This window comes from Actinacidiphila yanglinensis, assembly GCF_900107965.1.
GTDB lineage: Bacteria > Actinomycetota > Actinomycetes > Streptomycetales > Streptomycetaceae > Actinacidiphila > Actinacidiphila yanglinensis.
Map to the genome: position 1 here is coordinate 400,061 of NZ_FNVU01000005.1, position 26,213 is coordinate 426,273.

Sequence of the window (26,213 nt, forward strand, 5' to 3'; positions counted from 1 at the left end):
TGTCTCACTTCTGCGCGGGTGTCGGGGTGGTGGGTTCGGCGGTGGCCGCGGGTGCAGCGGGTGCCGCGGGCGGTGCCTGCGGGGGTGTGGCGGCCCGGGCCGGGTGGGGTACGGTCGCTGCTGCTTCCTGCCGGTGGGGCCGCGGACGGTGCCGCTCGCCCGCCTCGGCGTACAGCGCCATGACGCGCTGCGCGGTGCGGGCGATGTGGTAGATCCCGACGGCCGCCGGGACGGGCAGCCGGCGCGGTCCCGCGCGATGCTCCGCGGCCAGTGCGGCGGGCAGTTCGCCCAGGTCGATCCGGCGGGTGCCGGGCGCGTCCTCGGCGGGCAGGTCCTCCACGGCGGGGCAGGCCGTGTGGAGCACGGGCAACCCGGCGGCCAGTGCCTCGACCACCGCAAGCCCGAACGCCTCCTCGGCGGAGGCCGAGACGAACAGGTCCATGGCGGCCAGCAGCGCGGGCACGTCGGGGCCGCTGGAGTCGGTGACGTGCACCCGGTGCTGGAGGTTCAGGCGGTGCACGAGCCGCAGCAGCGGCACCCGTTCGGGTCCGTCGCCGGCCAGCACCAGGTGGCTGCCGGGCACGTCGGCGACCGCCCGGACCAGCGCGTCGAACCGCTTTCCCGGCACCTGCCGGCCGACCCCGCCGACCACGTACGCGTCCTCGGGGATGCCGAGCCGGACCCGGGCGGCGGAGCGCACCTTCGGGTCGAAGCGGAAGGGCTCCGGGTCGATGCCGTTGGGCGCGAGGTGCACGCGCTCGCGGGGCACGCCCCAGCGCACCAGCCGCTCCGCGACGGTCGTGGACACCGCGAGGGTGCCGTGGCCGAGCCGTTCGGTGGCGCGGTACAGGGCGCGGGTGCCGAGGGTCAGCGGGCGGCCCTCGATCTGGGTGGCGCCCAGCGAGTGCTCGGTGGCCACGACGGTGCGGACGCCGGCCAGCCGCGCGGCGAGCCGCCCGTAGACACAGGCCCGGTACAGGTGGGTGTGCACCACGTCGTAGCGGCCGGCGCGGATGAGCGCGGTGAGCGGGCGCAGCACGCCCACGTCGCGGTTCCCGGTCATCCCCAGGTGGTGCACCCGGACGCCGTCCGCCTGGATCGCGTCGGCCACCGGGCCGGGGTCGGTGAGTGTGAGCACCTCGCAGTCGGCCTCCAGGTGCGGGAGCAGCAGGCGCAGTTGCTGCTCCGCGCCGCCGACGTTGAGGCCGGTGATGACGTGCAGGACCCTCATGCCGTGCCTCCTGCCGGCACGGATCCGGCGGGGAGCGGGGCGAGCCGGGGCCGCCGCACCCGGTGCAGCAGCCGTTTGGCGTGCAGCCGGGGGGAGTTGTCGGCCTGGCCCACGTACGCGCGTGGCAGCGCGTGGCCGCATGCCAGCGGCCCGGGGTCGACCGCGCAGGCGTAGTCGTATCCGGCCCGCCGGACCGCGGCCACGGTGCGCGGGTCGACCGCGCCGTAGGGGTGGCAGAAGCCGGCCGGGACGCTGCCGGTGATCTCCGCCAGCAGCCGCCTGCTCTCCTGGAGTTCGGCGTCGAGTTCGTGGTCGTCCAGGGTGGTCAGGTCGCGGTGCAGCAGGCCGTGCGAGCCGATCTCCATGCCGGCGGACCGCGCCCGCCGGATGCCGTCGGCGGTGAGCAGCTGCTTGCGCGGGCCTTCCGGGTCCCAGACGTTGCTGCCGCCGAGCCGGCCGGGCAGCGCGAACACGGTCGCGGTGTGGCCGTACTCGCGCAGCAGCGGCACCGCCTCGGTGAGGAAGTCGGCGTAGCCGTCGTCGAAGGTCAGCCCGACCAGCCGGGCGGCTCGGCCGCGGGCCCGGGCGGTCAGCAGCTCGCGCATGCTGACGCCGGTCAGGCCGTGCCGGCGCAGCCAGCGCAGCTGGCGCGCGAGCCGGTCCGGGGTCACCGTGACCAGGTACGGGTCGCCGGCCCGGCGGTCGCCCACCGAGTGGTACATCAGCGTCCAGGGTGCCGGGCGGCCGGTGTGGACACCCGCGGGGAGGAGGAGGTCAGCGGTCATGGACGGCCCTTCCGTGTGACGATGGCGAGCAGGTCGGGGACTTCGGGCACCCGGGCGGCGAGCGCGGCCGCGGCGAACACCGCGGGCACCGCCACCGCGCAGGCGGCCACGGCGACCGCCGGGTCCGGCAGCCGGTGCGCCAGCGCCCACCCGGCGGCGGTCGCGCACAGCGCGGCCAGCGCGATCCGCGCGATGCGGGGCGCCACGGCCCGGGCCCGGACGGCGACGGTGTGGGCGCCCAGGCCGCGCAGCAGCAGGGCGGCCGTGACGGTGATGCCGAGCGCGTTGCCGGCCGCGATGCCGTACACGCCCCACGGCCCGGCGGCGGCCGCGTCGGTGACCACGGTGACGAGCAGGCCCAGCGCCATCGCGGCGGCCGGGTACCAGGTCGGGCCGGCCGCCGAGAAGTACGGCCGGACCAGGGCGCCCACCAGGCTCTGGCCGAGCAGGCCGAGGGCGTAGACCCGCATCACCGTCGCGGTGGCCGCGGTGTCGGCGGCGGTGAACTCGCCGCGCTGGAAGAGGACGTCGATGATCTGCGGGGCGCACGCGACCACGTAGGCGGTGCCGAGCAGCACCACCAGGCAGGCGAGCGCCAGGTCGCGTTCGACCCGCTGCCTGGCCTGCTCCAGGTCGCCGCCGGCCAGCGCCCGCGACAGGACCGGGAAGGTGACCGTCACGATCATCACCGACAGCGCCATCGGCAACTGGGCGACCTTCTCCGCGTAGTTGAGGTGCGAGATCGCCCCTGCGGGGAGCGGTGCGGCGAAGAACCGCTCGACCAGCACCTGTGCCTGCCGGCTGAGGGTGAACACGACGACCGGGGCGAGCAGCGCCAGTCCGAGCGGGTTGCCCGGGACCGGCCCGGCCGGGCCGGGCGGCGTGGCGCGCAACACCTGGACGAAGGACGGCAGTTGGACGGCGATCATCAGCGCGCCGCCGACCGCGACCCCGGCGGCGGCCGCCTTCACGCCGAGCCTGCCGTGCAGGGCGAGGAGCACGGCGACGATGCCGGTGTTGTACGCGATGTAGATCGCGGCGGGTGGCACGAAGCGGCGGTGCGCGCGCAACGCGGCGCTGAGGTAGCCGGCGACGCCGAAGGTGAGCACGGTCAGCGCGGTCAGCCGGGTGCACGCCACGGCGGTGGCCGGGTCGGCGAGGCCGGGGGCGAGGACGCGGACGACCCAAGGGGCGCCCGCGGCGAGCGCGGCGGTCAGCACCGCGAGCGCGGCGAGCAGGCGCGGCAGGGTGCCGCGCACCAGGGAGCGCGTGCCGTCGCCGCGGGCGAGGACCGCGCTGAAGGCGGGCACCATCAGCAGCGCCATCGCGTCCTCGATCAGGACCGTCGCCGCGATCTCGGGGATCGTCCACGCCACGAGGAAGGCGTCGCTCTCCGCGCCGGCGCCGAACAGGTGGGCGATGCCCTGGTCGCGGACGAGGCCGAGGACGGAGCCGGCGACGCTCAGCCCCGCGGTGACCGCCGCCGCGTGTGCCATGCGCGAGGGGCGCGGCGCCGCGTGCGCGCCGCGGGTGCGGGGCGGGCGTACCTCGATCGGCTCGGGCGGCAGCGCCCAGACGTCGGGCGGGTCGGGGAGGAAGGCCGATCCGGCGGACGGGTGGGCCGGGTGGAAGGAGTCGGCCGGGTGGGTCCACAGGTCGTAGGGGGCTCCGTCGACGCTTCCCGCGGCGTGCGGGTCCGGCGCCGCCTGCCGCGCCGGCCTCCTCCAGGGTTCCGCGTCCTCGGGCGGGCCCTCGCCCGCGGGCCGCGGGACCTCCGTGCTCGTCATCGGGCGGGCCCGTCGGCGGAGTGGAGGGCCCACCAGGCGGTGAGGCCGAGCAGGACGGCGGTGAGGGTGGTGGAGGGGCCGCCGATGTCGGCGTAGAGGAAGTCGACGGACTGCCACAGCAGGAGGCCGACGGCGGCGAGCCCGGGGGCGACGGCGCCGCCGGAGCCGAGGGCGCGCGGCGCGCGGCGCGCGCGGTGCAGGCGGGCGGTGCCGGCCGCGAGGAGGGCGGCCCAGGACCCGGTCAGCAGCGCGCAGCCGAGGAGGCCCTGCTCGGAGAGGGTGAGCAGGTACATGTTGTGCGGGGAGAGCAGGGGTTCGCGGGTGAACGTCTGCCCGGCGCCGGCGGTGTCGCTCCCGGAGTCGAGGGCGAGGGAGGCGTGGGAGTCGCGCTCGTCGGGGAAGCGTTTGAGGCCGACCCCGGTGGCGGGGTGCTCGCGCCACATCGACAGGGCGGCCGACCAGAGGGTGTAGCGGTCGGTGACGGACTGGTCGGGCGCGTCGGTGACCTGGGTGATGCTGTCCAGGCGCTGGGTGATCATCTGGGAGCCGACCCCGACCCCGCCGACCAGGAGCACCGCGCAGGCGGCGAGCACCCCGAGGACGCGAAGGGCCTGCCGCCACCCGGCGAGCAGCGTCATCGCGGTGAGGGCGAGCGCGGTCGCGATCCATGTGCCGCGGCTGAAGGACACGGTGAGCGGCACCAGGAGCAGGGCGGCGCAGACGGCCGCCCCGGTGCGTACCGCGCGGCGGCCGGGCGCGAGGGCGTACCCCGCGGCGATGACCAGGCCGTACGCGACGACCGTGGCCATGCCCATGATGTCGGAGGGCCCGAACGTGCCGACCGCGCGGACGTCCTCGCCCTGGTACGAGGCGCCGGTGCCGGTGGCGTACTGCCACACCCCGATCCCACCCTGGACCAGCGCGAGGGCGACCACCGCGCCCGCGACCACCGCGAAGTCGCGCCGGTCGCGCAGGAGGAGCACCAGCGCGGCGGGCACGAGCACGAACACCTGGGCGTAGCGCAGGAATCCGGTCACCCCGGCGCCGGGGTCGGGCGAGGTGATCGCCGCGACCGCGAAGCCCACCACGGGCGCGCCGAGCACGATCGCCGCGGCCGGGGTGAGCAGCCGCCGGCGGTCGCGCAACAGGCGGACGGCGCAGGCGAGTACGAGCACCGCGGAGGCGGCGTCGGCGGGGGTGACCTTCCCGGAGGTGGTGACGTCCCCCGGGGTGACCGGCGCGGCCAGCAGGGCGATGGTCGCGAGGGCGGGCAGCAGGTGGGCGTACGGGGCGAGCCGGCGGAGCAGCGGTGCGGGCGCCGCTGCGCGCGGGGGCGCCGGTACGGGTGCCGGCCCGCCGCGGTGGGTGGCGGGGGCGGTGCGGCCCGGCAGCGCGGGGGTCCAGGTCATCAGCTACCGCCGAACCGGAAGAACGAGGTCGCGGTGCGGACGAGGATCGCGATGTCCTGCCACAGCGACCAGCTGTCGATGTAGTGGTTGTCGAACCGGGCGCGGTCCGGGATGGAGGTGTCGCCGCGCAGGCCGTTCACCTGGGCGAGGCCGGTGATGCCGGCCGGCATCCGGTGCCGGTCCTGGTAGCCGGGCAGTTCGCCGCTGAACTTCTCCACGAAGAAGGGGCGTTCGGGGCGCGGCCCGACCAGGCTCATGTCGCCGCGCAGCACGTTCCAGAACTGCGGCAGCTCGTCCAGCGAGGTGCGGCGCAGCAGCCGGCCGACCGCGCTCATCCGGTGGTCGTGGGCGACGTTCCAGCGGGTCGCTGCCTCCTGGTCGTCGGCCGGCCGCAGGGTGCGGAACTTCAGCAGGGTGAACGGCCGCCCGCCCAGGCCGATCCGCTCCTGCCGGAACAGCACGCCCGGCCCGTCCGCGAGGCGCACCGCCAGCGCGCATCCGGCCAGAGCGGGTGCCGCCGCGGTGAGCGCGAGCCCGGAGAGCACGATGTCCAGCGCCCGCTTGCCGCGCCGCCCGGCGCCGCGCCCGCCCGCCATCGGGCGGCACGCGTAACCCCACAGGTGCGGCGGTGCGATCCGGCCGGGCGCGTCCGCGCCGGTGGCCTCCGGCCGGTGTCCGGCCGGGTCGACCTGCCAGATCCGGCAGCCGTGCGCGGCCAGCAGCGCGACGGCCCGCTCCGTGGCGGGCCCGGCCGGTCCGACCACCACCGCGTGCCGCACCGCCTCGCGCACGGCGATCCGGGCGATGTCCGCGGCGGCGGTCGTGACGAGGTGGGGGAGGGCAGCGGGGACACCGGGGGCGAACTGGCCGGGCGGACCGGGGGGATACGGCGCGGGCGCGCCCGGTACGGCGAGCGCCTCGGCCTTCGCCGTGCGGCGGGCGAGGGATTCGCGGAGGTGGGGCCCCGGCGGGTGGGCGAAGCCCGGGAACACCGGTGCGGCGAGGTCGTGCCCGCCGGGACCGGAGGGGGGTGCCGGGGCGGTGATCACCACCGGGGCGAGGCCGTATTCGGGGTGGGCGCGCAGCGCCGCGGCGAGGTCCTGCGCGGCCGGTGCGGCACCGATGACGAGGGTGCGGGCCGGAGTGCGGCGCGCGCGGTGCCGGTGCAGACGGTGCGCGAGGGCGCGCAGGAAGACGGCCGCGCATCCGGTCAGCGCGGTGGCGTCGAGGAGTTGGGACCAGCCCAGCGCACCGTGCGGCGCGGTCGCGGCGGTCGCGGCGGCGGCCAGCCCCCAGGCGAGGACGGTGCCCAGCGCGATCGCCGGCACCTCGTCCAGCGCGGCGGGCGTGAGCGCCGGCCGGTAGAGCCCGGCTCTTCGGTGGGCGGCGAGCAGCACGCACAGCAGGACGGCGGGCAGCACCGGGTTCCCGGCGAACCCGACCGTGCACAGCCCGAACAGTCCGGCCAGGCAGTCCGCCGCGGCGAGCACGCCGCCGCGCGACAGCCGGCCCGCGAGGGCCGGCGGGCGGGCGTCCGGGGCCGGTCCGGCCGCGCGGTCGCCCCGCTCGGGCGCCGCGGGCCGGGCACCGGCGCCCGCCTCCGGCCGGGCGTGCGGCTGGGGGACGACGAGCCGCAGATCGGGCTCGTCGGTGCGGTCGGGGGCCGTCGCCGGGACGTGCCGCTGGGCCGGGTCGCCCGCGGTGGGCGCCGTTCCGAAGCCCGGCCCGGGAGGGGCCGGCGCCGGGGTGAACTCGCCATAGGGGAAGCCGGGTGGGGCCGCGGCCCCCGCACCGGCGGCCGCTCCCGGAATGGCGCCAGTTCCGTACGGGTCGCCGTACGCCGTGTCGCCGAAGGCGGGGCCCGGGTAGGCGGCGCCGGGGTAGACGGCGCCGGGGTACGCCGCGCCCGGGTAGACCGCATCGCCGTATGCCGCGTCGCCGTACGGCGGGAGGCCGGTCTCGGGCCAGGGCGGCGGGGCGATGTCGTGCGGGACCGAGTGGTCCGGGGTCGAGGGGCGGTTCACCGGGCGGGCACCTCGACGTCCTGGAGCGGCGAGGGACGGGTCGCGGGCGGTGGCGCGAGCGACGTGTACAACGCGCCGACGGCCGCGGCGGTGCCGCGGACGTCATGGCGGGCGCGGACGTCGGCGAGGGCGCGCAGCCCGGTGGCGGTACGGGTCGCGGGGTCGGTGAGCAGCCGCAGCAACGCGCCGGCGAGCGCGGCCGGTTCCTCCGGCGGCACGACGCACAGCTCGGTGTCGGCGGCGGGCAGCGCCTCGCGGGCGCCGCTGACGTCGGTGGCCACGACCGGCCGCGCGCACGCCATCGCCTCCAGCGGCGCGAGCGCCATCCCCTCCCAGCGGGAGGGCTGCACCACCACGTCGGCGGCCTGGTACCAGGGCAGCGTGTCGGCCGCGGCCCCGGCGAACAGCACACCCGGGGGAGCGTCGTGCAGCAGCCGCTGCCGGTCCGGGCCGTCGCCGACCAGCGCCAGGCATGCCGTGGGCAGTCGCGCGACCACCGCGGACCAGGCGCGCAGCAGGACGTCCTGGCCCTTCTGCGGGCACAGCCGCCCCACGCACACGACCAGCGGGGTCTCGTCGTCGAGGCCGGCGAGCGCGGGCAGTGCCGCCCGCGCGGAAGAGTGCCGCAGCGGCGGGCGGAAGCGGGCGGTGTCGACGCCGTTGGGGACGACCGCCCAGTCGGCCCGTACCCCGTGCCGCACCCCGGAGTCGCGTTCGGCGGCGCTGACGCACAGCACGCGGTGCGTCCAGCGGGTGGCCGCCCGCTCCCAGCGCAGCGCCGCCCGGGCGGCCGGGCCGGACACCGCGTCGTAGGACCAGGCGTGCGGCTGGAAGACGGTGGGGACGCGGCCCCTGGCGGCCAGCCGGCCGGCGAGTCCCGCCTTGGAGCTGTGCAGGTGCAGCAGGTCGGGGCCGGCGGCGCGGATCAGCCGGGCGACGGACCGGACTTCGGCGGGCAGCGCGGCGCCGGGCGAGCGGCGGGCGGGCCAGGGCATCACCTGCGCGCCGCGGTCCGCGGCGGCCGGGCCGAGGTCCCCGCCGGGCGGGCAGGCCACCACGACCCGCGCCCCCTGGGCGGCCTGCGCGCGCACCAGGTCGGCGACGACGCGGGCCACCCCGCCGTCCACCGGCTGCGCCACGTGCAGCACCGTCAGTCCGTCGAGCCGTGGCCCGTCGGCTCCGGGGGCCGACGGGTCCTGGTCGTCTTGGTCTTGCGGCATCGCGCGCCGTTCCCTTTCTCCGGGACCCGGAGACGTCCGAGGTCCGGTAGGTACCGCGGTCCGCCGATCGGTCGGGGTGGTCGCCCCGAGCACCGGTGGGCGGTGATCAGCGGATCGCGTGCAATCAACGAATAGCGTGCCTGTCAGGTAATCCCCTTGAATCCTCAGCACACGGTCGCAGACGACCCCAGGTAACTCACGCAGGACGCGCGGCACCGCGGACAGCTGCTGTGAGCTGCCCGTTTCTTATGACCATCGGATTTGACCTGCGGGAGGGTGTGCCGGGGTCACATGCCGATATTCACTCGTGTGGGGGAATGTGTAATGCACGATGATCGGCAGCGATCCGTTCGGGTGAAGGATCATTACCAACCGGCGGTCACGCTGTTGATCAGACCGGACCCTGGTACCGGGGCCCGCTCTCTTCCCAGAAGGACCAATCGTGATCAAGAAGCTCCTCGCCACGGCCGCCGTCGCCGCCTCGCTCGCGGGTGTCTCCGCGACGGTCGCGCCCGGCGCGATGGCCATCGGCGACGAACAGGGCACCACCACCGCCAACGGCAACGGCTCCGAGCAGAGCTACGGCAACACGTACACCAGCGGTGTGATGAGCCCGTCGTTCGCGCTGGTCCAGGGATCGCTCAACAAGCCCTGCATCGCCCTGCCGGCCAAGGCGAACCTCGGCTCGCTCGTCGGCGTCGTGCCGATCAGCGTCCAGGACCTGAACGTGCTGACGTCGCCGCAGAACCAGCAGTGCACCGAGAACTCCACCCAGTCGCAGGGCGACGAGCCGCTGTCGCACATCCTGGACGACCTGCCGATCCTGTCCGGCAACGGCACGGCCAACCACTGACGCCTTTGACGGCGGGCCCGTCCCGCCGTCGGGCGCTGCGTACGGCCCCGGCCCCGCGCTGTCGGGTGCACCGGGGCCGTCGCCGTAGGGAGAACGAGCCGGAGCTTCCGGAACCGCTGGGAACCGCCGGAACGGCCCGGGCGGCACGTCGACCGGGTGGTCCGGAATTCACCCGCACCCTTTTCCGTACCGGCGCCGGGTCGTGATTTCCCGGCGGCGTCCGCTCGCGCCTTTCCGGTGTGAGGAATTTCCGCGCCCATTCGGGTGGATGGTGTACTCCGGGGGCCGTTCGGGAGTTTCCTCGGCACAAGTGCCATCGTTGATCCGGTCGGCAGCGGTGTGCTCGGGCGAGGAATTGCCCGGCGGCCGTCACGAAGGCCGTGGCGGTGCACGACGCCGTTTCCGGAAAAGGAGTTCACCGTGAAGTTCTCGAAGATCGCAGCGGTCGCCGCCGGCACCCTCATGGCAGCCGGTGCCGCTGTCCCCGCGTTCGCCAACTCCGGCGCCGATGCGGTCGACGCCGGCTCCCCGGGCGTGCTGTCGGGCAACGTCATCCAGGTCCCGGTGCACGTGCCGGTCAACCTGTGCGGCGACACCGTCGACGTCATCGGGCTGCTGGACCCGGCGTTCGGCTCCACCTGCGTCGACGCCGACAACTGACGTCCGCCTGCGGGGCGGTGACAGCGCCTTGATCAGGTACCGCCCCGGAGCGCCGGATCCGTCCGCGCCCCGGGGCGGTGCGTCTGGCGGGGGCGCGCGGACCAGCCGCGCGTTCCTGGAGAAGCGAAGCCGAAAGAAGAATCGATGCGACACATCCTGAGCCGGAGCCTGCTGACCGTCGCTGCCGCGAGCAGCGTGATGGCCGTGACAGGGGGGTACGCGCAGGCGGATGCGGGGGGCGGGAGCACATCGACCGGATCGCCCGGCATCCTGTCGGGCAACTCGGTGGACGTTCCGGTGCATGCGCCGGTCAACGTGTGCGGCGACAGCGTCGACGCAGTCGGGCTGCTGAACCCCGCGTTCGGCAGTTCCTGCGGCAACGACGCGTCCCCCGCGCCGACCACCCCGCCGCGGCAGGTCCCCCCGCCGCGCACCGAGCAGGTTCCGCCGGCGCCCGAGGCGCCCCCGGTCAAGCCGGTCGTGGTGCACCAGCGGCTGGCGGAGACCGGGCTCGACCACCGCGAGATCGGTCTCGCGAGCGCGCTCGGCGCGGCGCTGCTGCTGGGCGGCGCGGTGCTCTACCGGCGTTCCCAGAGCGCCTCCCGGGCCGCGCGCGCCACCGCCCGTACGCGCTGACGGTGTTCCGGCGCAGGACGGAAAAATGCCTTTCGTCACTGAAAGGTGATTAGTAGGAGAACTGCGCCAAGGTTCCGCACGTACGAGTGATTGTCCTTGCTGTCCTTCTGTTTCCGTTTCCTGTCGATCGGCGCGGTCGTTGTGCACGGCGCCGGACTTCGGCGTCCGACGGCGTTCCACGGCTGCTCGACTTCCCAGGGTCGAGCCGCCGGCTTTCGGCTCAGGAAAGGGTGGCAAGTGAAGTACTCAAAGGTTGCGGCAGTACTGGCCGGTTCGGTGATGGCGGCCGGGATGGCCGCACCGGCCTTTGCCGCTGACAGCACCGGATCGCCCATCTCGGCCGACGACATGTCGAGGATGCCCACCAGCATCAACGGCGGGGTGGACCAGGCGCTGAGCGAGCAGCCGGTGCAGAAGGCGGTCGACGACACGGCCGTCGGGTCCACCCTCCAGAAGGGGCAGGACGCCGCGCACGCCGCGGGCTCCGCGCTGTCCGGAGCGCCCGGTGCGACCGGAGCGAACGGCCCCGCCGCTGCGCAGCCCGGCAGTTCGCCGCTCGGTGGTCTGCCGCTGAACGGGCTGCCGCTGGGCGGCCTGCTGGGCGGGCTGCCGCTGAGCGGCCTGCCGCTGGGCTGATCCGCCCGCCCCCCTGCCGTACCGACTTCCCGGTCCTTCTCGGCCGACTTATCCCCCGTCGGAGTGAAAGACCGGAACCAAACCCCGCTGGAGCGGTTGATCAATTCGCTCCAGACCTTCCAGAACAGTGCGCCAAGCACCAAAAAAGGAACACAAATGATCAAGAAGATGCTTGCCGGTGCTGCTCTCGCCGCGTCGGTCGTCGCAGTCGGCGCCACCGCCGCCCCGCAGGCCATGGCGGTCGGCAACGACGAGGGCACCACCACGGTGGACGGCAACGGCGCCGAGCAGGCGTTCGGCAACACCATGACCAGTGGCACCGAGAGCCCCGACCTGGGCCTGGTCCAGGGCACCCTGAACAAGCCCTGCGTCGGCCTGCCGCTCAAGGCGAACGTCGGTTCGCTGGTCGGCCTGGTCCCGATCACCGCCCAGGACATCAACGTGCTGACCTCGCCGCAGAACGAGCAGTGCACGGAGAACTCCAGCCAGATCCAGGGCGACGAGCCGGTCTCGCACGTCCTGAGCGACATCCCGGTGCTCTCCGCCAACGGTGCGGGCAACCACTGACCCGTTCCCGGTCACACCCTGGCAACCGGCCGGTGAGGCTCGCGTCCGCGAGCCGAGCCGGCCGGCTGCTCCTCCGCTCGGGCCGCCGGCCTTCCCCCCTCGCCGGCGGCCCGTTCGCATGCCCGGGTCCCGCGCGCGCCCACCGGCGGTGTCGGTGCCCGCGGCTACGGTGAACCCATGGCGAAGACCACCTACTTCACCGCGACCAGCATCGACGGCCGTATCGCCGACCCGGCCGGTTCCCTCGACTGGCTCTTCGAGGTCGAGCAGCGCGAGGACCGCTTCGCGCCCTTCTTCGCCGGCGTCGGCGCCTTCGCCACCGGCGCGACCACCTACACATGGGTGCTGGAGCACGAGAAGGTGCTGGAGCGGCCCGACAAGTGGCAGGGGTGGTACGGCAGTACGCCGTGCTGGGTCTTCACCCACCGGGACCTGCCGGCCGTGCCCGGCGCCGACATCACCTTCGTGCGCGGCGACGTCCGCCCGGTGCACGCGGCGATGGCCGCGGCCGCCGGGGACCGCGCGATCTGGCTGGTCGGCGGCGGCGAGCTGGCCGGCGCGTTCGCCGACGCGGGACTGCTCGACGAGATCGTGCTCGGGGTCGCGCCGGTCCTCCTGGGCGGCGGCGCCCCGCTGCTGCCGCGCCGGCTGACCGCCTCCCGGCTCACCCTCACCGCCGCCGAGCAGTCCGGCCAGTTCGCCTACCTCACCTACGCGGTCGGCCGGCCCTGAGGCGCGGGGGGACCGGGAGCGGCGCCCCCGGCCCATCCGGGCGCACCCGGCGCATCCGGTGAACGTCCGGCGGCGCACCCGGCATGTGCGGCCCACCCGGCGGAGCGCCCGGGAGCGGTGAACCCGCCCGGCGGGCGTCGGCGCCAGGTCAGTAGAGTCCTGCTGACCTGGCCCGCTCCCCGACCCCGAGGTGTCCCGCGTGATCTCCGCCCCCACCCCGGTGACCGTCGTCGGCATCGGCGCCGACGGCTGGGACGGGCTGCCCGAGGAGTCCCGCGCGGCCCTGCGCGACGCTGACGCGGTGATCGGCGGTCCCCGCCAACTCGACCTGCTGCCACCGGAGTGCGCCGTCGCACGCGTGCCCTGGCCGTCGCCGCTGCGCCCGGCCGTGCCCGGGCTGCTGGCCGCATACGCCGGCCGCCGGCTCGCGGTGCTGGCCAGCGGCGACCCCTTCTTCCACGGCATCGGCCGCACCCTGGCCGAGGTGCTCGGCCCGGACACGCTCCGCGTGCTGCCGCACCCCTCGTCGGTCGCCTACGCCTGCGCCCGGCTCGGCTGGCCGGTCGAGGACACCGCGGTGATCAGCGCGGTCGGCCGCCCGGTGGCCGCGCTGGCCGCCGCCCTGCACCACGGCCGCCGGCTGGTCGTGCTCAGCGCGGGCGCGGCCACCCCCGGCGAGGTCGCCGCGCTGCTGCGTGACCGCGGCTACGGGCCCAGCCGGCTGCGGGTGCTGGAGCAACTGGGCGGCGCCCGCGAGCGCGTCGCGGCCGACGGCACCGCCGACGGCTGGGCGCCGGCCCCCGGCGACCCGCTGAACGTCGTCGCCGTCGAATGCCGTCGCGCCCCGGACGCGTTGCGGCTCGGCGCGGTGCCCGGGCTGCCGGACGAGGCGTACGACCACGACGGGCAGCTCACCAAGCGCCACGTGCGGGCCGTCACGCTGGCCGCGCTCGCCCCCGCGCCCGGCGAGCTGCTCTGGGACGTCGGCGGCGGCTCCGGCGCGATCGCGATCGAGTGGATGCGCACGCACCCCTCGTGCCGCGCGGTCACCGTCGAGCGCGACCCGGTCCGCGCCGCCCGGATCGCCGCGAACGCCGAGCGGCTCGGCGTGCCGGGGCTGCGTGTCGTGACCGGCGCCGCGCCCGCCGCACTGGCCGGACTCCCGTCCCCCGACGCCGTGTTCGTCGGGGGCGGCCTCACCGCCGCCGGGCTGCTCGACGCCTGCTGGGACGCACTGCCCGCGGGCGGCCGGCTCGTCGCCAACACCGTCACCCTCGAGTCCGAGGCGCTGCTGGCCGCCCGCTACCGGCGGCACGGCGGCGACCTCGTCCGGCTCGGCGTCGCCCACGCGGCACCCGTCGGCGCCTTCACCGGCTGGCGCCAGGCGATGCCGGTCACCCAGTGGTCGGCGGTCAAGCCGGCCGGCCCCCCAGGAGCGGACCAGACATGACCGTGTACTTCATCGGCGCCGGGCCCGGCGCCGCCGACCTCATCACGGTGCGCGGCGCGCGGCTGCTCGCGTCCTGCCAGGTGTGCCTCTACGCCGGGAGCCTGGTGCCGCGCGAGCTGCTCGCCGACTGCCCGGCCGGGGCCGAACTGGTCGACACCGCCCGCCTGGACCTCGACGAGATCACCGCGGCGCTGGTCCGCGCGCACCGCGACGGGCACGACGTGGCGCGGCTGCACTCCGGCGACCCGTCGGTGTTCAGCGCGGTGGCCGAGCAGATGCGCCGGCTCGACGCGGCGCGCGTGCCCTACGAAGTGGTGCCGGGGGTACCGGCGTTCGCCGCCGCGGCGGCCGCGCTGAAGCGGGAGCTGACCGTGCCGGCGGTCGGGCAGACGGTGGTCCTCACCCGGGTCGCGCAGCGCGCCACCCCCATGCCGCCCGGCGAGGACCTGCCGACCCTCGCCGCCAGCGGAGCGCTGCTCGTGCTGCACCTTGCCACGGGCTACGTCGACCGCGTCGTCGAGGAGTTGCTGCCGCACTACGGCGCCGGCTGCCCGGCCGCGGTGGTCGCCTACGCCAGCCGCCCGGACGAGGTGGTGCTGCGCGGCACCCTCGGGACGATCGCGGAACAGGTCCACGCCGCGGGTATCCGCCGTACCGCGGTCATCATCGTCGGCCGCACCCTGGCCGCGGAGTCCTTCCCGGACAGTCACCTGTACTCCACGGCCCGCCCGCGCGACTGAGCGCGGGGGCGGGCCGCGGACGTGCGACCGTGCGGACGTGGTGGGTCAGTTCAGCGCGACCGGCGCGGGGGCCCCGTAGAAGGTGATCGCCGGCCAGCCCCTGCTCTGCGCGTACGCGGACAGGGCGTTGGCGATCTCCAGCGGGGTGACGTCGTAGGCCGCCGGGGCCTCGGTGCACTGCACGGTGAAGGTGATGCTGAGGTTGCTGTTGTCCTCGCCCCCGGGCAGGGTCGGGCTGACGTTGCCGGTGAAGGTGGTGCCGAACGGGAAGTCCGCGGTGGAGGCGCCGGCCTGCTGGGCGTGGGCCGTCGCGGGTGCGGTGTGCGGTGCGCTCGCCGATGCCGTCTCGCCGGGCTGTGCGGCCTGGGCGGACTGCGCCGTGGCCGCCGTCGCGAGGATCGTGCCCGCCGCGGCGGTGCCGGTATAGCCCAGAACGGAACGCCGGGAAATCCCTGACATGGTGCCCCCCTTGCTGTCGGTGCCGGCCCGCCCCCTGCGAACCGGTGTACGAACTCGCTTGATCCTAGGCAGAGTTCACCGCTCGCGACGCGGAATGGCGCACTTCGGATCGGCCCGGCCGACCACCTGGCCGGCGCGGTCGATGCAGAGCACGTCGAGCGTGACGGGGGCGCCGCGGAGGACCGCGAGCGCCTGGTCGCGGGCGGTGCGGGCCACCTCGTCGCCGAGGGGAACCCCGTCCGCCGTGGCGAGTTGGAGGGCGCCGAGCGCGGTGTTGGCGCCCTCGATCGCGGTGGCGAGGGCACTGCCGGCGCCCGCGGCGCGGGCGAGGCCGGCCAGGTGCGGCAGGTCGACCTGGGAGCGGGCCGAGTGCAGGTCGAGGTGACCGGCGGCGAGCTTGGACAGCTTCGCGAAGCCCCCGCAGAGGGTGAGCCGGTCGACGGGGTGGCGGCGCACGTACTTCAGGACCGCGCCCGCGAAGTCGCCCATGTCCAGCAGCGCGTCCAGCGGCAGGCCGTACTCCGCGGTGACCGTCTTCTCCGAGGTGGCGCCGGTGCATCCGGCCAGGTGGGTACGGCCCGCGGCCCGGGCCACGTCCACCCCGCGCCGGATCGAGTCGATCCACGCCGAGCAGGAGTACGGCACCACGATGCCGGTGGTGCCGAGGATGGAAAGACCCCCGAGAATGCCCAGCCGGATGTTCCACGTGGAACGTGCGATCTGCTCCCCGCCGTCCACCGAGACGGTGATCTCCACGTCGCCGGCGTCGCCGTGGCGCGCCGCCACCTCGGCGATGTGGTCGCGCATCATCTGCCGCGGCACCGGGTTGATCGCCGGCTCGCCCACCTCCAGCGGCAGCCCGGGACGGGTGACCGTACCGACGCCGGGACCGGCCCGGAAGACCACCCCGGAACCGGCGGGCAAGCGCCGTACGGTGGCCCGGATCAGCGCGCCGTGCGTCACGTCCGGGTCGTCCCCGGCGTCCTTGACCACGCCCGCCATCGCCGTGCCGTCCGCCAACTCCTCGACGGCCAGCGCGAACGCGGGGGTCTGGCCGCGCGGCAGGGTGATCGTCACCGGGTCGGGGAAGTCGCCCGCCAGCAGTGCGGTGTACGCCGCCGTGGCGGCGGCGGTCGCGCAGGCACCGGTCGTCCAGCCGGGCCGCAGCCCGGTGTGCTTGAGTTGGGCGCTGCGGCCGCCCTCGACCCCGCTCACGCGGGCACGCCCCAGCCGGTGCGGACCCGGTTCCGCACCCGCGCCCGTACGTCCGCGCACCCGCTCGGCGTCATGCCCGCTCCCGACCGCTCACGGAAGGAACGTACCGCCGTGCACGTGCTGATCCTCGGCGGGACCACCGAGGCCCGCGAACTCGCCGGGCTGCTGGCCGCGCGCTCGCCCGCCACCGCGGTGACCAGTTCGCTCGCCGGGCGGGTCGCCGCACCCCGGCTGCCGCCGGGCGAGGTGCGGATCGGCGGGTTCGGCGGCGCGGCGGGCCTGGCCGGCTGGCTGCGGCGGCACGCGGTGGACGCCCTCGTCGATGCCACCCACCCCTTCGCCGACACCATGAGCCGCCACGCGGCCGAGGCCGCCGCGCTGACCGGGGTGCCGCTGCTGGCGCTGCGCCGCCCCGGCTGGACGCCGGTGGCGGGCGACCGCTGGCACCCGGCGGACTCCCTTGCACACGCCGCGGAGGTGCTGCCCGCCCTCGGCGCCCGGGTGTTCCTCACCACCGGACGCACCGGGCTGGCCGCGTTCGCCGGGCTGGACGACCTGTGGTTCCTGGTGCGGTCCGTGGACCCGCCGCAGGGGGCGGTGCCGCGCCGGATGCAGGTGCTGCTGGACCGGGGGCCGTTCACGGTGGCGGGGGAGGCGGCGCTGCTGCGGGAGCACCGGATCGCCGTGGTGGTGACCAAGGACAGCGGTGGCGCGGCGACCGCGGGGAAGCTGGTGGCGGCCCGGGAGGCGGGAGTGCCCGTGGTGGTGGTGCGCCGGCCGCCCGCGGTGGCGGGGGTGGAGGTGGCCGAGGACGCGGAGCGGGCGGCCCGGTGGGTGCGCGAACGGACCGGCTGAGTACGCGCCGGCGGCGGGACGGCGGGGGACGCGGTGGCGGCCATGGTCGCGGGGAGGGCGCGGCAGGCCCTAGGGCCGGGGGTAGGTGCGCGGCGTCCAGACCACCTGCTCGCCGTCACCGCGCACCACGGTCCTGGTCCGGGACGAGCCGACGATGAGCAGGGTGCGCATGTCGACCTCGGCCGGGTCCAGGTCGGCGAGCCGGATGATCCGTATCTCCTCGGCCGTTCCGCCGACGTCGCGGGCGACCACCACGGGGGTGTCGGGGGCGCGGTGCTCCAGCAGGAGTTCGCGTGCCTTGGCCACCTGCCAGGTGCGGCTCTTCGACCCGGGGTTGTACAGCGCGAGCACCAGGTCCGCGGAGGCGGCCGCGCGCAGCCGCTCGGCGATGACCTCCCACGGCTTGAGCCGGTCCGACAGGGACAGCGCCGCGTAGTCGTGGCCGAGCGGCGCTCCGACCCGCGCGGCGGCGGCGTTCGCCGCGGTCACGCCGGGCAGCACCCGGATCGGCACGTCCTGGTACGGCGGCTGCGAGGCCGCCTCCACCACGGCGGTGGCCATGGCGAACACCCCCGGGTCGCCGCCGGACACCACCGCCACCCGGCGCCCCCTGCGGGCGAGTTCCAGGGCGAACTGGGCGCGCTCGTCCTCCACCCGGTTGTCGGTGCCGTGCCGGCGCTGGCCGGGTCTGACCGGCACCCGGTCCAGGTAGGTGGTGTAGCCGACCAGGTCGTCCGCCGCGGCGAGGGCGCCGCGGGTCTCGGGCGTCAGCCACAGCGGCCCGGCCGGACCGGTACCGACGACCACCACGTGCCCGGCCGCACCCTCGCCGTTCCGCTCGTCCCCGTCCGTGGCGGGACCGGGTCCTTCCGCGCCGTCCTGCGCCTCGCTCGCCGCCCGGGCGGCGGGGACCACCGCGCCGCCCCGGCTCGGCAGCACCGCCACCGCGAAGTACGGCACCGACTCCGGGTCCACCGCGGCGAGTTCGGTGATCCGCTCGCCCGCCATCGTGGCCCGCTCGACGTACCGCGCCTCCGCCAGCCGGCCCGAGCGCTCCAGCGCCCGGCGCACCGCGGGGAAGGTACGGCCGAGCTTCAGCACCACCGCCGTGTCGGCCGCCGCCAGCCGCGCCGTGAGCTCCTCCTCCGGCAGGGTGCCGGGCAGGACGGTCAGTGCCTCCTCGCCCTCCACCAGCGGCGTGCCCAGTCGCGCGGACGCCCCCGCCAGCGAGGTCACCCCCGGCACGACCTCCGCCGGGTACCGCCCGGCCAGCCGTTTGTGCATGTGCATGTACGACCCGTAGAACAGCGGGTCGCCCTCCGCCAGCACCGCGACACTCCGCCCCGCGTCCAGGTGCGCCGCGAGCCGCGCCGCCGCCTGCTCGTAGAACTCCTCCATCGCGCCCTGGTAGCCGCCCGGGTGGTCGGTCGTCTCCGTCGTGACCGGGTAGACCAGCTTCTCCTCGATCTGCCCGTCGCGCAGGTACGCCGACGCGATGCCCCGCGCGATCGACCGGCCGTGCCGCGCGCTGTGGTACGCCACGACGTCGGCCGCCGCGATCACCTCCACCGCCCGCACGGTCAGCAGCTTCGGGTCGCCGGGCCCGAGGCCGACCCCGTAGAGCCGCCCCACGCCCGCCTCTCGCGGCGGGGCGGCGGCGGTGGATGCCGGGTCGGGGGACACAGGGGCGCTCATTCTTCCTCGCTCGCGATCGCGTTGAGAGCGGCTGCCGCGATGGCGCTGCCGCCGCGCCGGCCGTGGACGACCAGGTGGTCGAGGGCCGACGGGTGGGTGGTGAGGGCCTGCTTGGACTCGGCGGCGCCGACGAAGCCGACCGGGACGCCGATGACGGCGGCCGGGCGCGGCGCGCCGTCGGCGACGAGTTCGAGCAGCCGGAACAGTGCGGTGGGCGCGTTGCCGATGGCGACGACCGCTCCGTCCAGCCGGTCCCGCCACAGCTCCAGGGCGGCCGCGGTGCGGGTGGTGCCGAGCCGGGCGGCGAGCGCCGGCACGGACGGGTCGCCGAGCGTGCAGATGACCTCGTTGTCGGCGGGCAGCCGCTTGCGGGTCACGCCGCTGGCGACCATCGCCGCATCGCACAGGATCGGCGCTCCCGCCCGCAGCGCCGCCCGGGCGCGCGCGACCGCGTCCGGTGTCCAGGCGAGGTCGGCCACCAGGTCGACCATGCCGCAGGCGTGGATCATCCGGACCGCGACCTGGGCGACGTCGGCGGGCAGCCCGCCGAGATCGGCCTCGGCGCGGATGGTGGCGAAGGAGCGGCGGTAGATGGCCGCGCCGTCCTTCTCGTAGGCGAAGTCGGGGAAGTCCGCGAGGTCCGGGGACACCGGGGGCTCAGGGGGCACGGTCGTCTCGCTCATTCGGTCAGCGCGCCGCGGCGCGCCGCCGCCACGGTGGCGACGAGGTCGGAAGGGCGGGGGTGGGTGCCACCGGTCACGGCGCCCGCGCGGAACAGGTCCACGCGGTAGCCGTCGGGGGTGGCGACGATGTCGACACGGTCGCCGGTACGGGGCCGGCCGCAGCCGCGGGAGCAGCCGGACCAGTAGACGGGCAGCGGCCGCACGCGGGGGTCGCCGGGTTCGCCGGGTTCGCCGGCGGCTCCGCGGACGAAGGCGGCCGCGTCCGCCCGCACGTCGGCGAGCGACTTCGCGCACCCGGGCCGCCCGGCGCACGCGCCGACGCCGACCCACGGGGAAGCCGTGTCCGTCACCAGTCCGGCCGCCGCGAGGACGGCCAGCTCCTCCCGGGCGCGGCCCGCGGGCACGCCGGGGACGACGGCGCCGCGCCACGGGGTGAGCCGCAGTTGCGCGGCCGGGGTGCGGGCGGCGAGCGCGGTCAGGGCACGCCAGGCGGCGGGGGTGAGGCGCCCGAGCGGGGCGAGGACCGACAGGGCGAGCGGGCCGCCCGGGTCGTCCGGGTGCGGGACGGCGCCGAGGGCCGGGGGCGCCGCCGACCCGGCCTCTCCCCGGGTGCCGTCGCGAGGCGCGGTGGCGGGGGGTGGGCCGGAGGTGGTGGACGCGGGGAACGGGGGTGAGGCGGCGGACGCCGGGGACGCCGGAGATGCGGCAAGACGGCTGGCGAGGGCGGCGGTGAGGCCCGCGCCGCGGTCGGGCAGCTCGGCCACCCGCCACGCGGTCGGCTCGCCCCCGTCGGGCGCGGCCGCCGCCGGGAACGCCTCCGCGGCGAGCAGGGCGGCCCGGGGCGCGTCGCCGGCCGGAAGGCGGAGGGGCGCGTTGCGGCCGATCCGCAGCAGAGCGGCTCCATCCGGCGCCGCGCGCAGTGTCACGTCGGGTGCGAGCGAGGCGACGTCGCCGCGCCCGTCGTCCAGGGCGAAGAGGAACCGTCCGGACAGCGCCGCGGCCGCGGGGCTGCCGCACAGCAGCTCGTCCAGCGCCCGCACCCACTCCCCCACGTCCAGGTGCCCGCGCCCGTCGAGCCCGGACAGGGGGGAGGCGACGATGTTCCGTACCCGTTCGTGCGGGACGGACGGCAGCAGCCCTGCCCCGTCCAGCAGTTGGGCCAGCTCGGCGGCGCAGTCCGGGGCCAGGCCGCGCAGTTGGACGTTGCCGCGCGAAGTGAGATGGACGTCACCGTCGCCCCACCGCCGGGCCGCCTCGCCCAGCCGCTCCGCCTGCGCGGCGCCGAGCAGCCCGCCGGGCAGCCGGATCCGGGCCAGCGCGCCGTCGTCCGCTGTGTGCAGCCGCAGCGCGCCCGGGCAGGCGTCCGCCCGCTCCCGCGCCCTCGGCGCGCCGCCGCCCGCCTGCGCGTTGCCGTCCGCCGGGCATGCCGCGGCGTCCGGCCGGGGCGGCCGGAGGGGCTGGTCGGGGGCGGTGGGCATGGCGGCGAGCATACCCACCGTGCTGTGAATCGGATGATCTGCCGAGGGGCGGCGGCGCTTACTATGCTCACGTGCGGGCCATCAGGTCCGCCATCGCCGCAGACGGCGACAGGGGAGGAAGCCCGGTGCGAATCCGGCGCGGTCCCGCCACTGTGAACTTTGCCACCAGGGTCTCCCCGGTGGCGGGGTGAGCCAGGAACTCCCGCCGTCCGACCACCGCCCGGGGCGTGGACACCCCGAGGAAGGGTAGCGCCGTGACCGGATCATCCGAGTTGTCCCGTTCTGCCGACCAGGGACGCCCCGAGCGGATCGCACTGCTGAGCACGTCCGACACGGACCTGCTGAGCGCGCGGGCGGCGGGCGGCCCGGTTCCGTACCGCTTCGGCAATCCCGCCCGGCTCGTCCTGGACGACCTGCCGGAACTGCTGGACGGCGCCGGCCTGGTGGTCGTCCGGCTGCTCGGCGGGGTGCGGGCGTGGCAGGAGGGGCTGGACACGGTGCGCGCCACCGGCCTGCCCGTGGTGGTGCTGAGCGGTGAACAGGCCCCGGACGCCCAGCTGATGGCGGCGTCGACGGTGCCGGTGGGCATCGCCGCCGAAGCGCACGCGTACCTGGCGCACGGCGGCCCCGCCAACCTCGAACAGCTCGCCCGCTTCCTGTCGGACACGGTGCTGCTCACCGGCCACGGCTTCGAGCCGCCCGCACCGGCGCCGTCCTGGGGCCGGTTGGAGCGCCGTACGGACACGGCCTCCCATGCACGCGACGCTCCCGCCGTCGCGGTGCTCTACTACCGCGCCCACCACATGAGCGGGAACACCGCCTTCGTGGCGGCCCTGTGCGACGCGATCGAGGCGGGCGGCGGCCGGGCCCTGCCGTACTACGTCGCCTCCCTGCGCAGCCCCGAGCCGGAACTCGTCGCCGAACTCGGCGCCGCCGACGTGATCGTCACCACCGTCCTCGCCGCCGGGGGCACCCGCCCCGCCGAGGCGTCCGCCGGGGGCGACGACGAGGCGTGGGACGCGGGAGCGCTCACCGGCCTGGACGTGCCCGTGCTCCAGGCCCTGTGCCTGACCGGCTCGCGCGCCGCCTGGCTGGAGAGCGACGAGGGGGTCTCCCCGCTGGACGCCGCCACCCAGATCGCGGTGCCGGAGTTCGACGGGCGGCTGATCACCGTCCCGTTCTCGTTCAAGGAGGTCGACGCCGACGGCCTGCCCGCCTACGTCGCCGACCCCGAACGTGCCGCCCGGGTGGCGGGCATCGCCCTGCGGCATGCCCGGCTGCGCCACATACCCCCGGCCCGCAAGCGCCTGGCCCTGGTGCTGTCCGCCTATCCGACCAAGCACTCCCGCATCGGCAACGCCGTCGGCCTGGACACCCCGGCGAGCGCGATGGCCCTGCTGCGCCGGCTGCGCGAGGAGGGCTACGACTTCGGCCCCGACCCGGTCCCGGGCCTCGACGACGGCGCGGCGGCGCAGGACACCACAGCGCCCCGGAACTCCGACGCGCCGCAGGACACCCACGACCCCGACGCGGCCCCGGACGGCGCGGCGGGCAGCGCCCCGCACCCGGGCGACGCCCTCATCCGCGCCCTCATCGACGCCGGCGGCCACGACCAGGACTGGCTCACCGAGGAGCAGTTGGCCCGCAACCCGGTCCGGGTACCGGCCGCCGACCACCGCCGCTGGTACGCGACCCTCCCGCGGGAACTGCGCGAGTCCGTGGAGCGGCACTGGGGCCCGCCGCCCGGCGAGCTGTTCGTGGACCGCAGCCGCGACCCCGAGGGCGACATCGTGCTCGCCGCGCTCCGGTACGGGAACCTGCTGGTCCTCATCCAGCCGCCGCGCGGCTTCGGCGAGAACCCGATCGCGATCTACCACGACCCCGACCTGCCGCCCTCGCACCACTACCTGGCGGCGTACCACTGGATCTCCGCGCCCGTCGAGGACGGCGGGTTCGGCGCCGACGCGATGATCCACCTCGGCAAGCACGGCAACCTGGAGTGGCTGCCCGGCAAGAACGCCGGCCTGTCCGCCGCCTGCGGCCCGGACGCGGTACTCGGCGACCTGCCGCTGATCTACCCGTTCCTGGTCAACGACCCGGGCGAGGGCACTCAGGCCAAGCGCCGCGCGCACGCCACCCTCATCGACCACCTGGTGCCGCCGATGGCCCGCGCCGACTCCTACGGCGACATCGCCCGCCTCGAACAGCTCATGGACGAGCACGCCCAGATCGCCGCCATGGACCCGGCGAAACTGCCGGCCATCCGCGCCCAGATCTGGACCCTGATCCAGGCCGCCCGGCTCGACCACGACCTCGGCCTGGCCGACCGCCCCGACGACGAGGGGTTCGACGACTTCCTGCTGCACGTCGACGGCTGGCTCTGCGAGATCAAGGACGCCCAGATCCGGGACGGCCTGCACGTGCTCGGCGGCGCCCCGGCCGGCGCCGCGCGGGTCGACCTGGTGCTGGCGATCCTGCGCGCCCGGCAGATCTGGGGCGGCACGGCGGCCCTGCCCGGGCTGCGCGAGGCCCTCGGCCTGGACGAGTCGGCCCCCACCCGCACCGCCGCCGACGCCGTCGAGGAGCGCGCCCGCGCCCTGGTCCAGGCGATGGAGGACGCGGGCTGGGACCCGGCCGCCGTCCCCGGGATCGCCGCCGGGCTGGGCGAACAGGTCGCCGCCGTCCTGGAGTTCGCCGCCCGCGAGGTGGTCCCCCGGCTGGCCGCGACCACCGCCGAGCTCGACCGCACCGTGCACGCGCTGGCCGGCGGCTTCGTGCCGGCCGGGCCGTCGGGCTCGCCGCTGCGCGGCCTGGTCAACGTGCTGCCCACCGGCCGCAACTTCTACTCCGTCGACCCCAAGGCGGTGCCCTCGCGGCTCGCCTGGGAGACCGGGCAGGCCCTCGCCGACTCCCTGCTGGCCCGCTACCGCGCCGACAACGGCGACTGGCCCGCGTCCGTGGGCCTGTCCCTGTGGGGCACGTCCGCGATGCGCACCGCGGGCGACGACATCGCCGAGGCGCTGGCCCTGCTCGGCATCCGCCCGGTGTGGGACGACGCCTCCCGCCGCGTCACCGGCCTGGAGGCCGTGCCGGCGGACGAGCTCGGCCGCCCGCGGATCGACGTCACCCTGCGCATCTCCGGCTTCTTCCGGGACGCCTTCCCGCACACCGTCGCGCTCCTGGACGACGCGGTCCGGCTGGCCGCCTCCCTCGACGAGCCCGACGACCTCAACCACGTCCGCGCGCACACCCGCGCCGACCTCGCCGAGCACGGCGACGAGCGCCGCGCCACCACCCGCATCTTCGGTTCCCGCCCGGGCACGTACGGCGCCGGGCTGCTCCAGCTGATCGACTCCCGCGACTGGCGCACCGACGCCGACCTCGCCGAGGTCTACACCGTCTGGGGCGGCTACGCCTACGGCCGGGGGCTGGACGGCCGCCCGGCGCGCGGCGAGATGGAGACCGCCTACCGCCGGATCGCCGTCGCCGCGAAGAACACCGACACCCGCGAGCACGACATCGCCGACTCCGACGACTACTTCCAGTACCACGGCGGCATGGTCGCCGCGGTCCGGGCGCTGCGCGGCACCGCCCCCGAGGCGTACATCGGCGACTCCACCCGGCCCGAGACCGTCCGCACCCGCACCCTGGTCGAGGAGACCTCCCGCGTCTTCCGCGCCCGCGTGGTCAACCCGCGCTGGATCGAGGCGATGCGCCGGCACGGCTACAAGGGCGCCTTCGAACTCGCCGCCACCGTCGACTACCTCTTCGGCTACGACGCGACCACCGGCGTCGTCGCCGACTGGATGTACGACCGGATCACCGAGGCGTACGTCCTCGACCCCGCCAACCGCGCCTTCCTCCAGGACGCCAACCCCTGGGCGCTGCACGGCATCGCGGAACGCCTGCTGGAGGCCGAGTCCCGCGGCATGTGGGCCGAACCCGACCCCGAGGTGCTCGCCGCGCTCCGCCAGGTCTACCTGGACACCGAGGGCGACCTCGAAGGCGGCGCCGACGGCGGCGACCCGTCCGACGGGTGACCCCCGCGCCCGGGCGGACCCGCCCGTAGGATCACCGGGAGCCGCCGCGCCGGGACCCGGCGCCCAGACCAGGAGGAGCCGCCGTGTCGTTGCGAGTCGCCGTACTGGACGACTACCAGCAGGTCGCCGAGTCGCAGGCCGACTGGTCCGGGCGGCTGCCCGGCGCCGAGACGGTCTTCTTCCCCCGGCACATCGCCGACCCGGACGAACTGGTCGCCGCCCTCGCGCCGTTCGACGTGGTGGTGGCGATGCGCGAGCGCACCGCCTTCCCGCGCGAGGTGCTGCGGCGGCTTCCCCGGCTGCGGCTCCTGGTCACCACCGGCATGCGCAACGCCTCCCTCGACGTGGCCGCGGCGGCCGAATTCGGCGTGCTGGTGTGCGGCACCGGCGGGTACCCGACCGGCACCTCGGAGCTGACCTGGGCGATGATCCTCGGCCTGGTGCGCGGGGTGGCCGGCGACGACGCCCGGGTCCGGGCCGGCGGCTGGCAGCAGCGGGTCGCGCCCGACCTGTCCGGCGAGGTGCTGGGCATCGTCGGCCTCGGCCGGCTCGGCACCCAGGTGGCCGCGGTGGGCGCCGCGTTCGGCATGGACGTCGTCGCCTGGAGCCCGCACCTCACCGCCGAGCGCGCCGCGGAGGGCGGCGCCCGGCTGGTCGGCAAGGACGAGTTGTTCGCGACCGCGAAGGTCGCCACCGTGCACATGGTGCTCGCCGAGGGCACCCGCGGCCTGATCGGCGACGCCGAACTGGGCGCCATGCGGGCCGGCTCCTACCTCGTCAACACCTCGCGCTTCGGGCTGATCGAGGAGGAGGCGCTGCGCCGCGCGCTGGCCGGGGACCGGCCGGCCGGGGTCGGGCTGGACGTCTTCGACGTCGAGCCGCTGCCCGACGGCCACTGGCTGCGCACCGCCCCCCGCACCCTGCTCTCGCCGCACATGGGCTACGTCACCGAGCAGACGTACCGGATCTTCTACGGCGACGCGGTCGAGGACATCGCGGCCTGGCAGGCGGGCGCGCCCGTACGGACCCTGTGACCTGACAGGTCCCGGGGGAGTCCG

The 26,213-nt window shown here is 76.1% G+C and carries 22 protein-coding genes, 1 pseudogene and 1 riboswitch; of the genes and pseudogenes, 11 read left to right on the plus strand and 12 right to left on the minus strand.

Annotation, left to right across the window (positions count from 1 at the left end; all coding sequences use genetic code 11):
- Positions 1–4: 4 nt before the first annotated feature.
- From C4U44_RS14400 to C4U44_RS14425, 6 genes and pseudogenes are all read right to left on the minus strand, one after another.
- Complete coding sequence (locus C4U44_RS14400; protein ID WP_103886149.1) at positions 5–1,231, minus strand: glycosyltransferase; 1,227 nt, start codon at positions 1,229–1,231, stop codon at positions 5–7.
- A complete protein-coding gene (locus C4U44_RS14405; RefSeq protein WP_103886150.1) occupies positions 1,228–2,016 on the minus strand; it encodes a polysaccharide deacetylase family protein in 789 nt (262 codons plus the stop codon). The genes C4U44_RS14400 and C4U44_RS14405 overlap by 4 nt, the downstream gene beginning before the upstream one ends.
- Positions 2,013–3,803 carry a murein biosynthesis integral membrane protein MurJ gene (murJ, locus tag C4U44_RS14410; protein ID WP_103886151.1) on the minus strand — a complete coding sequence of 597 codons (1,791 nt, stop codon included), beginning with the start codon at positions 3,801–3,803 and terminating at the stop codon, positions 2,013–2,015. Before murJ ends, C4U44_RS14405 begins: the two co-directional genes overlap by 4 nt.
- On the minus strand, positions 3,800–5,212 hold the full coding sequence (locus C4U44_RS14415) for an O-antigen ligase family protein (protein WP_103886152.1): 1,413 nt from the start codon (positions 5,210–5,212) through the stop codon (positions 3,800–3,802). Before C4U44_RS14415 ends, murJ begins: the two co-directional genes overlap by 4 nt.
- Positions 5,212–6,081, minus strand: a pseudogene (locus tag C4U44_RS43595) (sugar transferase); the annotation flags it as partial. The pseudogene C4U44_RS43595 and the gene C4U44_RS14415, both read right to left, overlap by 1 nt.
- 1,151 nt (positions 6,082–7,232) lie before the next feature.
- Positions 7,233–8,456 carry a glycosyltransferase family 4 protein gene (locus C4U44_RS14425; protein WP_103886153.1) on the minus strand — a complete coding sequence of 408 codons (1,224 nt, stop codon included), beginning with the start codon at positions 8,454–8,456 and terminating at the stop codon, positions 7,233–7,235.
- A 442-nt stretch (positions 8,457–8,898) separates the two neighbouring features.
- Between C4U44_RS14425 and C4U44_RS14430 the strand changes: the two genes are divergently transcribed.
- The 3 genes from C4U44_RS14430 to C4U44_RS43450 all read left to right on the plus strand — a co-directional run bounded on the left by C4U44_RS14430 (position 8,899) and on the right by C4U44_RS43450 (position 10,605).
- A complete protein-coding gene (locus tag C4U44_RS14430; protein WP_103886154.1) occupies positions 8,899–9,309 on the plus strand; it encodes a rodlin in 411 nt (136 codons plus the stop codon).
- 420 nt (positions 9,310–9,729) lie between these two features.
- Positions 9,730–9,969, plus strand: a complete 240-nt coding sequence (locus C4U44_RS14435; protein ID WP_103886155.1) for a chaplin — start codon at positions 9,730–9,732, stop codon at positions 9,967–9,969.
- A 144-nt stretch (positions 9,970–10,113) separates the two neighbouring features.
- The gene (locus C4U44_RS43450; RefSeq protein WP_103886156.1) at positions 10,114–10,605 is read left to right on the plus strand and encodes a chaplin; all 492 of its coding nucleotides are present in this window, start codon (positions 10,114–10,116) and stop codon (positions 10,603–10,605) included.
- Between the two features lie 35 nt (positions 10,606–10,640).
- Here C4U44_RS43450 and C4U44_RS41120 read toward each other — a convergent pair whose 3' ends face one another.
- The gene (locus C4U44_RS41120) at positions 10,641–10,976 is read right to left on the minus strand and encodes a hypothetical protein (protein ID WP_146088268.1); all 336 of its coding nucleotides are present in this window, start codon (positions 10,974–10,976) and stop codon (positions 10,641–10,643) included.
- On the opposite strand from C4U44_RS41120, the gene C4U44_RS14445 reads away from it, so the two are divergent.
- The 5 genes from C4U44_RS14445 (at position 10,963) to cobM (ending at position 14,730) form a co-directional block, all read left to right on the plus strand.
- A complete protein-coding gene (locus C4U44_RS14445; protein WP_146088269.1) occupies positions 10,963–11,241 on the plus strand; it encodes a hypothetical protein in 279 nt (92 codons plus the stop codon). The genes C4U44_RS41120 and C4U44_RS14445 overlap by 14 nt on opposite strands.
- 156 nt (positions 11,242–11,397) lie before the next feature.
- The gene (locus tag C4U44_RS14450) at positions 11,398–11,808 is read left to right on the plus strand and encodes a rodlin (protein WP_103886158.1); all 411 of its coding nucleotides are present in this window, start codon (positions 11,398–11,400) and stop codon (positions 11,806–11,808) included.
- 177 nt (positions 11,809–11,985) lie between these two features.
- Positions 11,986–12,540: a dihydrofolate reductase family protein gene (locus C4U44_RS14455; RefSeq protein ID WP_103886159.1), complete on the plus strand. Its 555-nt coding sequence runs from the start codon at positions 11,986–11,988 to the stop codon at positions 12,538–12,540.
- 199 nt (positions 12,541–12,739) lie between these two features.
- Complete coding sequence (gene cbiE, locus C4U44_RS14460; protein WP_103886160.1) at positions 12,740–13,990, plus strand: precorrin-6y C5,15-methyltransferase (decarboxylating) subunit CbiE; 1,251 nt, start codon at positions 12,740–12,742, stop codon at positions 13,988–13,990.
- Positions 13,987–14,730: a precorrin-4 C(11)-methyltransferase gene (gene cobM / locus C4U44_RS14465; RefSeq protein ID WP_103886161.1), complete on the plus strand. Its 744-nt coding sequence runs from the start codon at positions 13,987–13,989 to the stop codon at positions 14,728–14,730. Before cbiE ends, cobM begins: the two co-directional genes overlap by 4 nt.
- 45 nt (positions 14,731–14,775) lie before the next feature.
- On the opposite strand, the gene C4U44_RS14470 is transcribed toward cobM, so the two are convergent.
- Together C4U44_RS14470 and C4U44_RS14475 are read right to left on the minus strand one after the other, a co-directional pair.
- Entirely contained in the window at positions 14,776–15,189 is a 414-nt protein-coding gene (locus C4U44_RS14470) for a hypothetical protein (protein WP_103886162.1), read from the minus strand.
- A gap of 75 nt (positions 15,190–15,264) precedes the next feature.
- The gene (locus C4U44_RS14475; RefSeq protein ID WP_200823244.1) at positions 15,265–16,404 is read right to left on the minus strand and encodes a cobalt-precorrin-5B (C(1))-methyltransferase; all 1,140 of its coding nucleotides are present in this window, start codon (positions 16,402–16,404) and stop codon (positions 15,265–15,267) included.
- Positions 16,405–16,515: 111 nt separating this feature from the next.
- On the opposite strand from C4U44_RS14475, the gene C4U44_RS14480 reads away from it, so the two are divergent.
- On the plus strand, positions 16,516–17,259 hold the full coding sequence (locus C4U44_RS14480; RefSeq protein WP_103886163.1) for a cobalt-precorrin-6A reductase: 744 nt from the start codon (positions 16,516–16,518) through the stop codon (positions 17,257–17,259).
- A gap of 69 nt (positions 17,260–17,328) precedes the next feature.
- Here C4U44_RS14480 and C4U44_RS14485 read toward each other — a convergent pair whose 3' ends face one another.
- From C4U44_RS14485 to C4U44_RS14495, 3 genes are read right to left on the minus strand one after another with little or no spacing between them, the layout of a single operon-like run.
- Positions 17,329–18,954 carry a precorrin-2 C(20)-methyltransferase gene (locus tag C4U44_RS14485; RefSeq protein ID WP_103886164.1) on the minus strand — a complete coding sequence of 542 codons (1,626 nt, stop codon included), beginning with the start codon at positions 18,952–18,954 and terminating at the stop codon, positions 17,329–17,331.
- Positions 18,951–19,637: a precorrin-8X methylmutase gene (locus tag C4U44_RS14490; protein ID WP_103886165.1), complete on the minus strand. Its 687-nt coding sequence runs from the start codon at positions 19,635–19,637 to the stop codon at positions 18,951–18,953. Before C4U44_RS14490 ends, C4U44_RS14485 begins: the two co-directional genes overlap by 4 nt.
- Positions 19,634–21,115 carry a hypothetical protein gene (locus tag C4U44_RS14495; RefSeq protein WP_103886296.1) on the minus strand — a complete coding sequence of 494 codons (1,482 nt, stop codon included), beginning with the start codon at positions 21,113–21,115 and terminating at the stop codon, positions 19,634–19,636. Before C4U44_RS14495 ends, C4U44_RS14490 begins: the two co-directional genes overlap by 4 nt.
- Before the next feature lie 93 nt (positions 21,116–21,208).
- Positions 21,209–21,317, plus strand: a riboswitch (cobalamin riboswitch).
- A gap of 52 nt (positions 21,318–21,369) precedes the next feature.
- Between C4U44_RS14495 and cobN the strand changes: the two genes are divergently transcribed.
- Both cobN and C4U44_RS14505 read left to right on the plus strand, forming a co-directional pair.
- Positions 21,370–25,155, plus strand: coding sequence for a cobaltochelatase subunit CobN (gene cobN, locus C4U44_RS14500; protein ID WP_235032071.1), 3,786 nt, complete (start codon positions 21,370–21,372; stop codon positions 25,153–25,155).
- An 83-nt stretch (positions 25,156–25,238) separates the two neighbouring features.
- Complete coding sequence (locus C4U44_RS14505) at positions 25,239–26,189, plus strand: D-2-hydroxyacid dehydrogenase family protein (protein WP_200823245.1); 951 nt, start codon at positions 25,239–25,241, stop codon at positions 26,187–26,189.
- Positions 26,190–26,213 lie beyond the last annotated feature (24 nt).

Bases quoted from the DNA above. Each gene is read 5' to 3' on its own strand.
- C4U44_RS14450 (WP_103886158.1), top strand. From the start codon at position 11,398: ATGATCAAGAAGATGCTTGCCGGTGCTGCTCTCGCCGCGTCGGTCGTC.
- C4U44_RS14445 (WP_146088269.1), top strand. From the start codon at position 10,963: ATGCCCACCAGCATCAACGGCGGGGTGGACCAGGCGCTGAGCGAGCAG.
- C4U44_RS14495 (WP_103886296.1), bottom strand. From the start codon at position 21,115: ATGCCCACCGCCCCCGACCAGCCCCTCCGGCCGCCCCGGCCGGACGCC.
- C4U44_RS14400 (WP_103886149.1), bottom strand. From the start codon at position 1,231: ATGAGGGTCCTGCACGTCATCACCGGCCTCAACGTCGGCGGCGCGGAG.
- C4U44_RS14485 (WP_103886164.1), bottom strand. From the start codon at position 18,954: ATGAGCGCCCCTGTGTCCCCCGACCCGGCATCCACCGCCGCCGCCCCG.
- C4U44_RS14455 (WP_103886159.1), top strand. From the start codon at position 11,986: ATGGCGAAGACCACCTACTTCACCGCGACCAGCATCGACGGCCGTATC.
- C4U44_RS43450 (WP_103886156.1), top strand. From the start codon at position 10,114: ATGCGACACATCCTGAGCCGGAGCCTGCTGACCGTCGCTGCCGCGAGC.
- C4U44_RS14415 (WP_103886152.1), bottom strand. From the start codon at position 5,212: ATGACCTGGACCCCCGCGCTGCCGGGCCGCACCGCCCCCGCCACCCAC.
- C4U44_RS41120 (WP_146088268.1), bottom strand. From the start codon at position 10,976: ATGCTGGTGGGCATCCTCGACATGTCGTCGGCCGAGATGGGCGATCCG.
- C4U44_RS14425 (WP_103886153.1), bottom strand. From the start codon at position 8,456: ATGCCGCAAGACCAAGACGACCAGGACCCGTCGGCCCCCGGAGCCGAC.
- murJ (WP_103886151.1), bottom strand. From the start codon at position 3,803: ATGACGAGCACGGAGGTCCCGCGGCCCGCGGGCGAGGGCCCGCCCGAG.
- C4U44_RS14470 (WP_103886162.1), bottom strand. From the start codon at position 15,189: ATGTCAGGGATTTCCCGGCGTTCCGTTCTGGGCTATACCGGCACCGCC.
- C4U44_RS14405 (WP_103886150.1), bottom strand. From the start codon at position 2,016: ATGACCGCTGACCTCCTCCTCCCCGCGGGTGTCCACACCGGCCGCCCG.
- cobM (WP_103886161.1), top strand. From the start codon at position 13,987: ATGACCGTGTACTTCATCGGCGCCGGGCCCGGCGCCGCCGACCTCATC.
- C4U44_RS14490 (WP_103886165.1), bottom strand. From the start codon at position 19,637: ATGAGCGAGACGACCGTGCCCCCTGAGCCCCCGGTGTCCCCGGACCTC.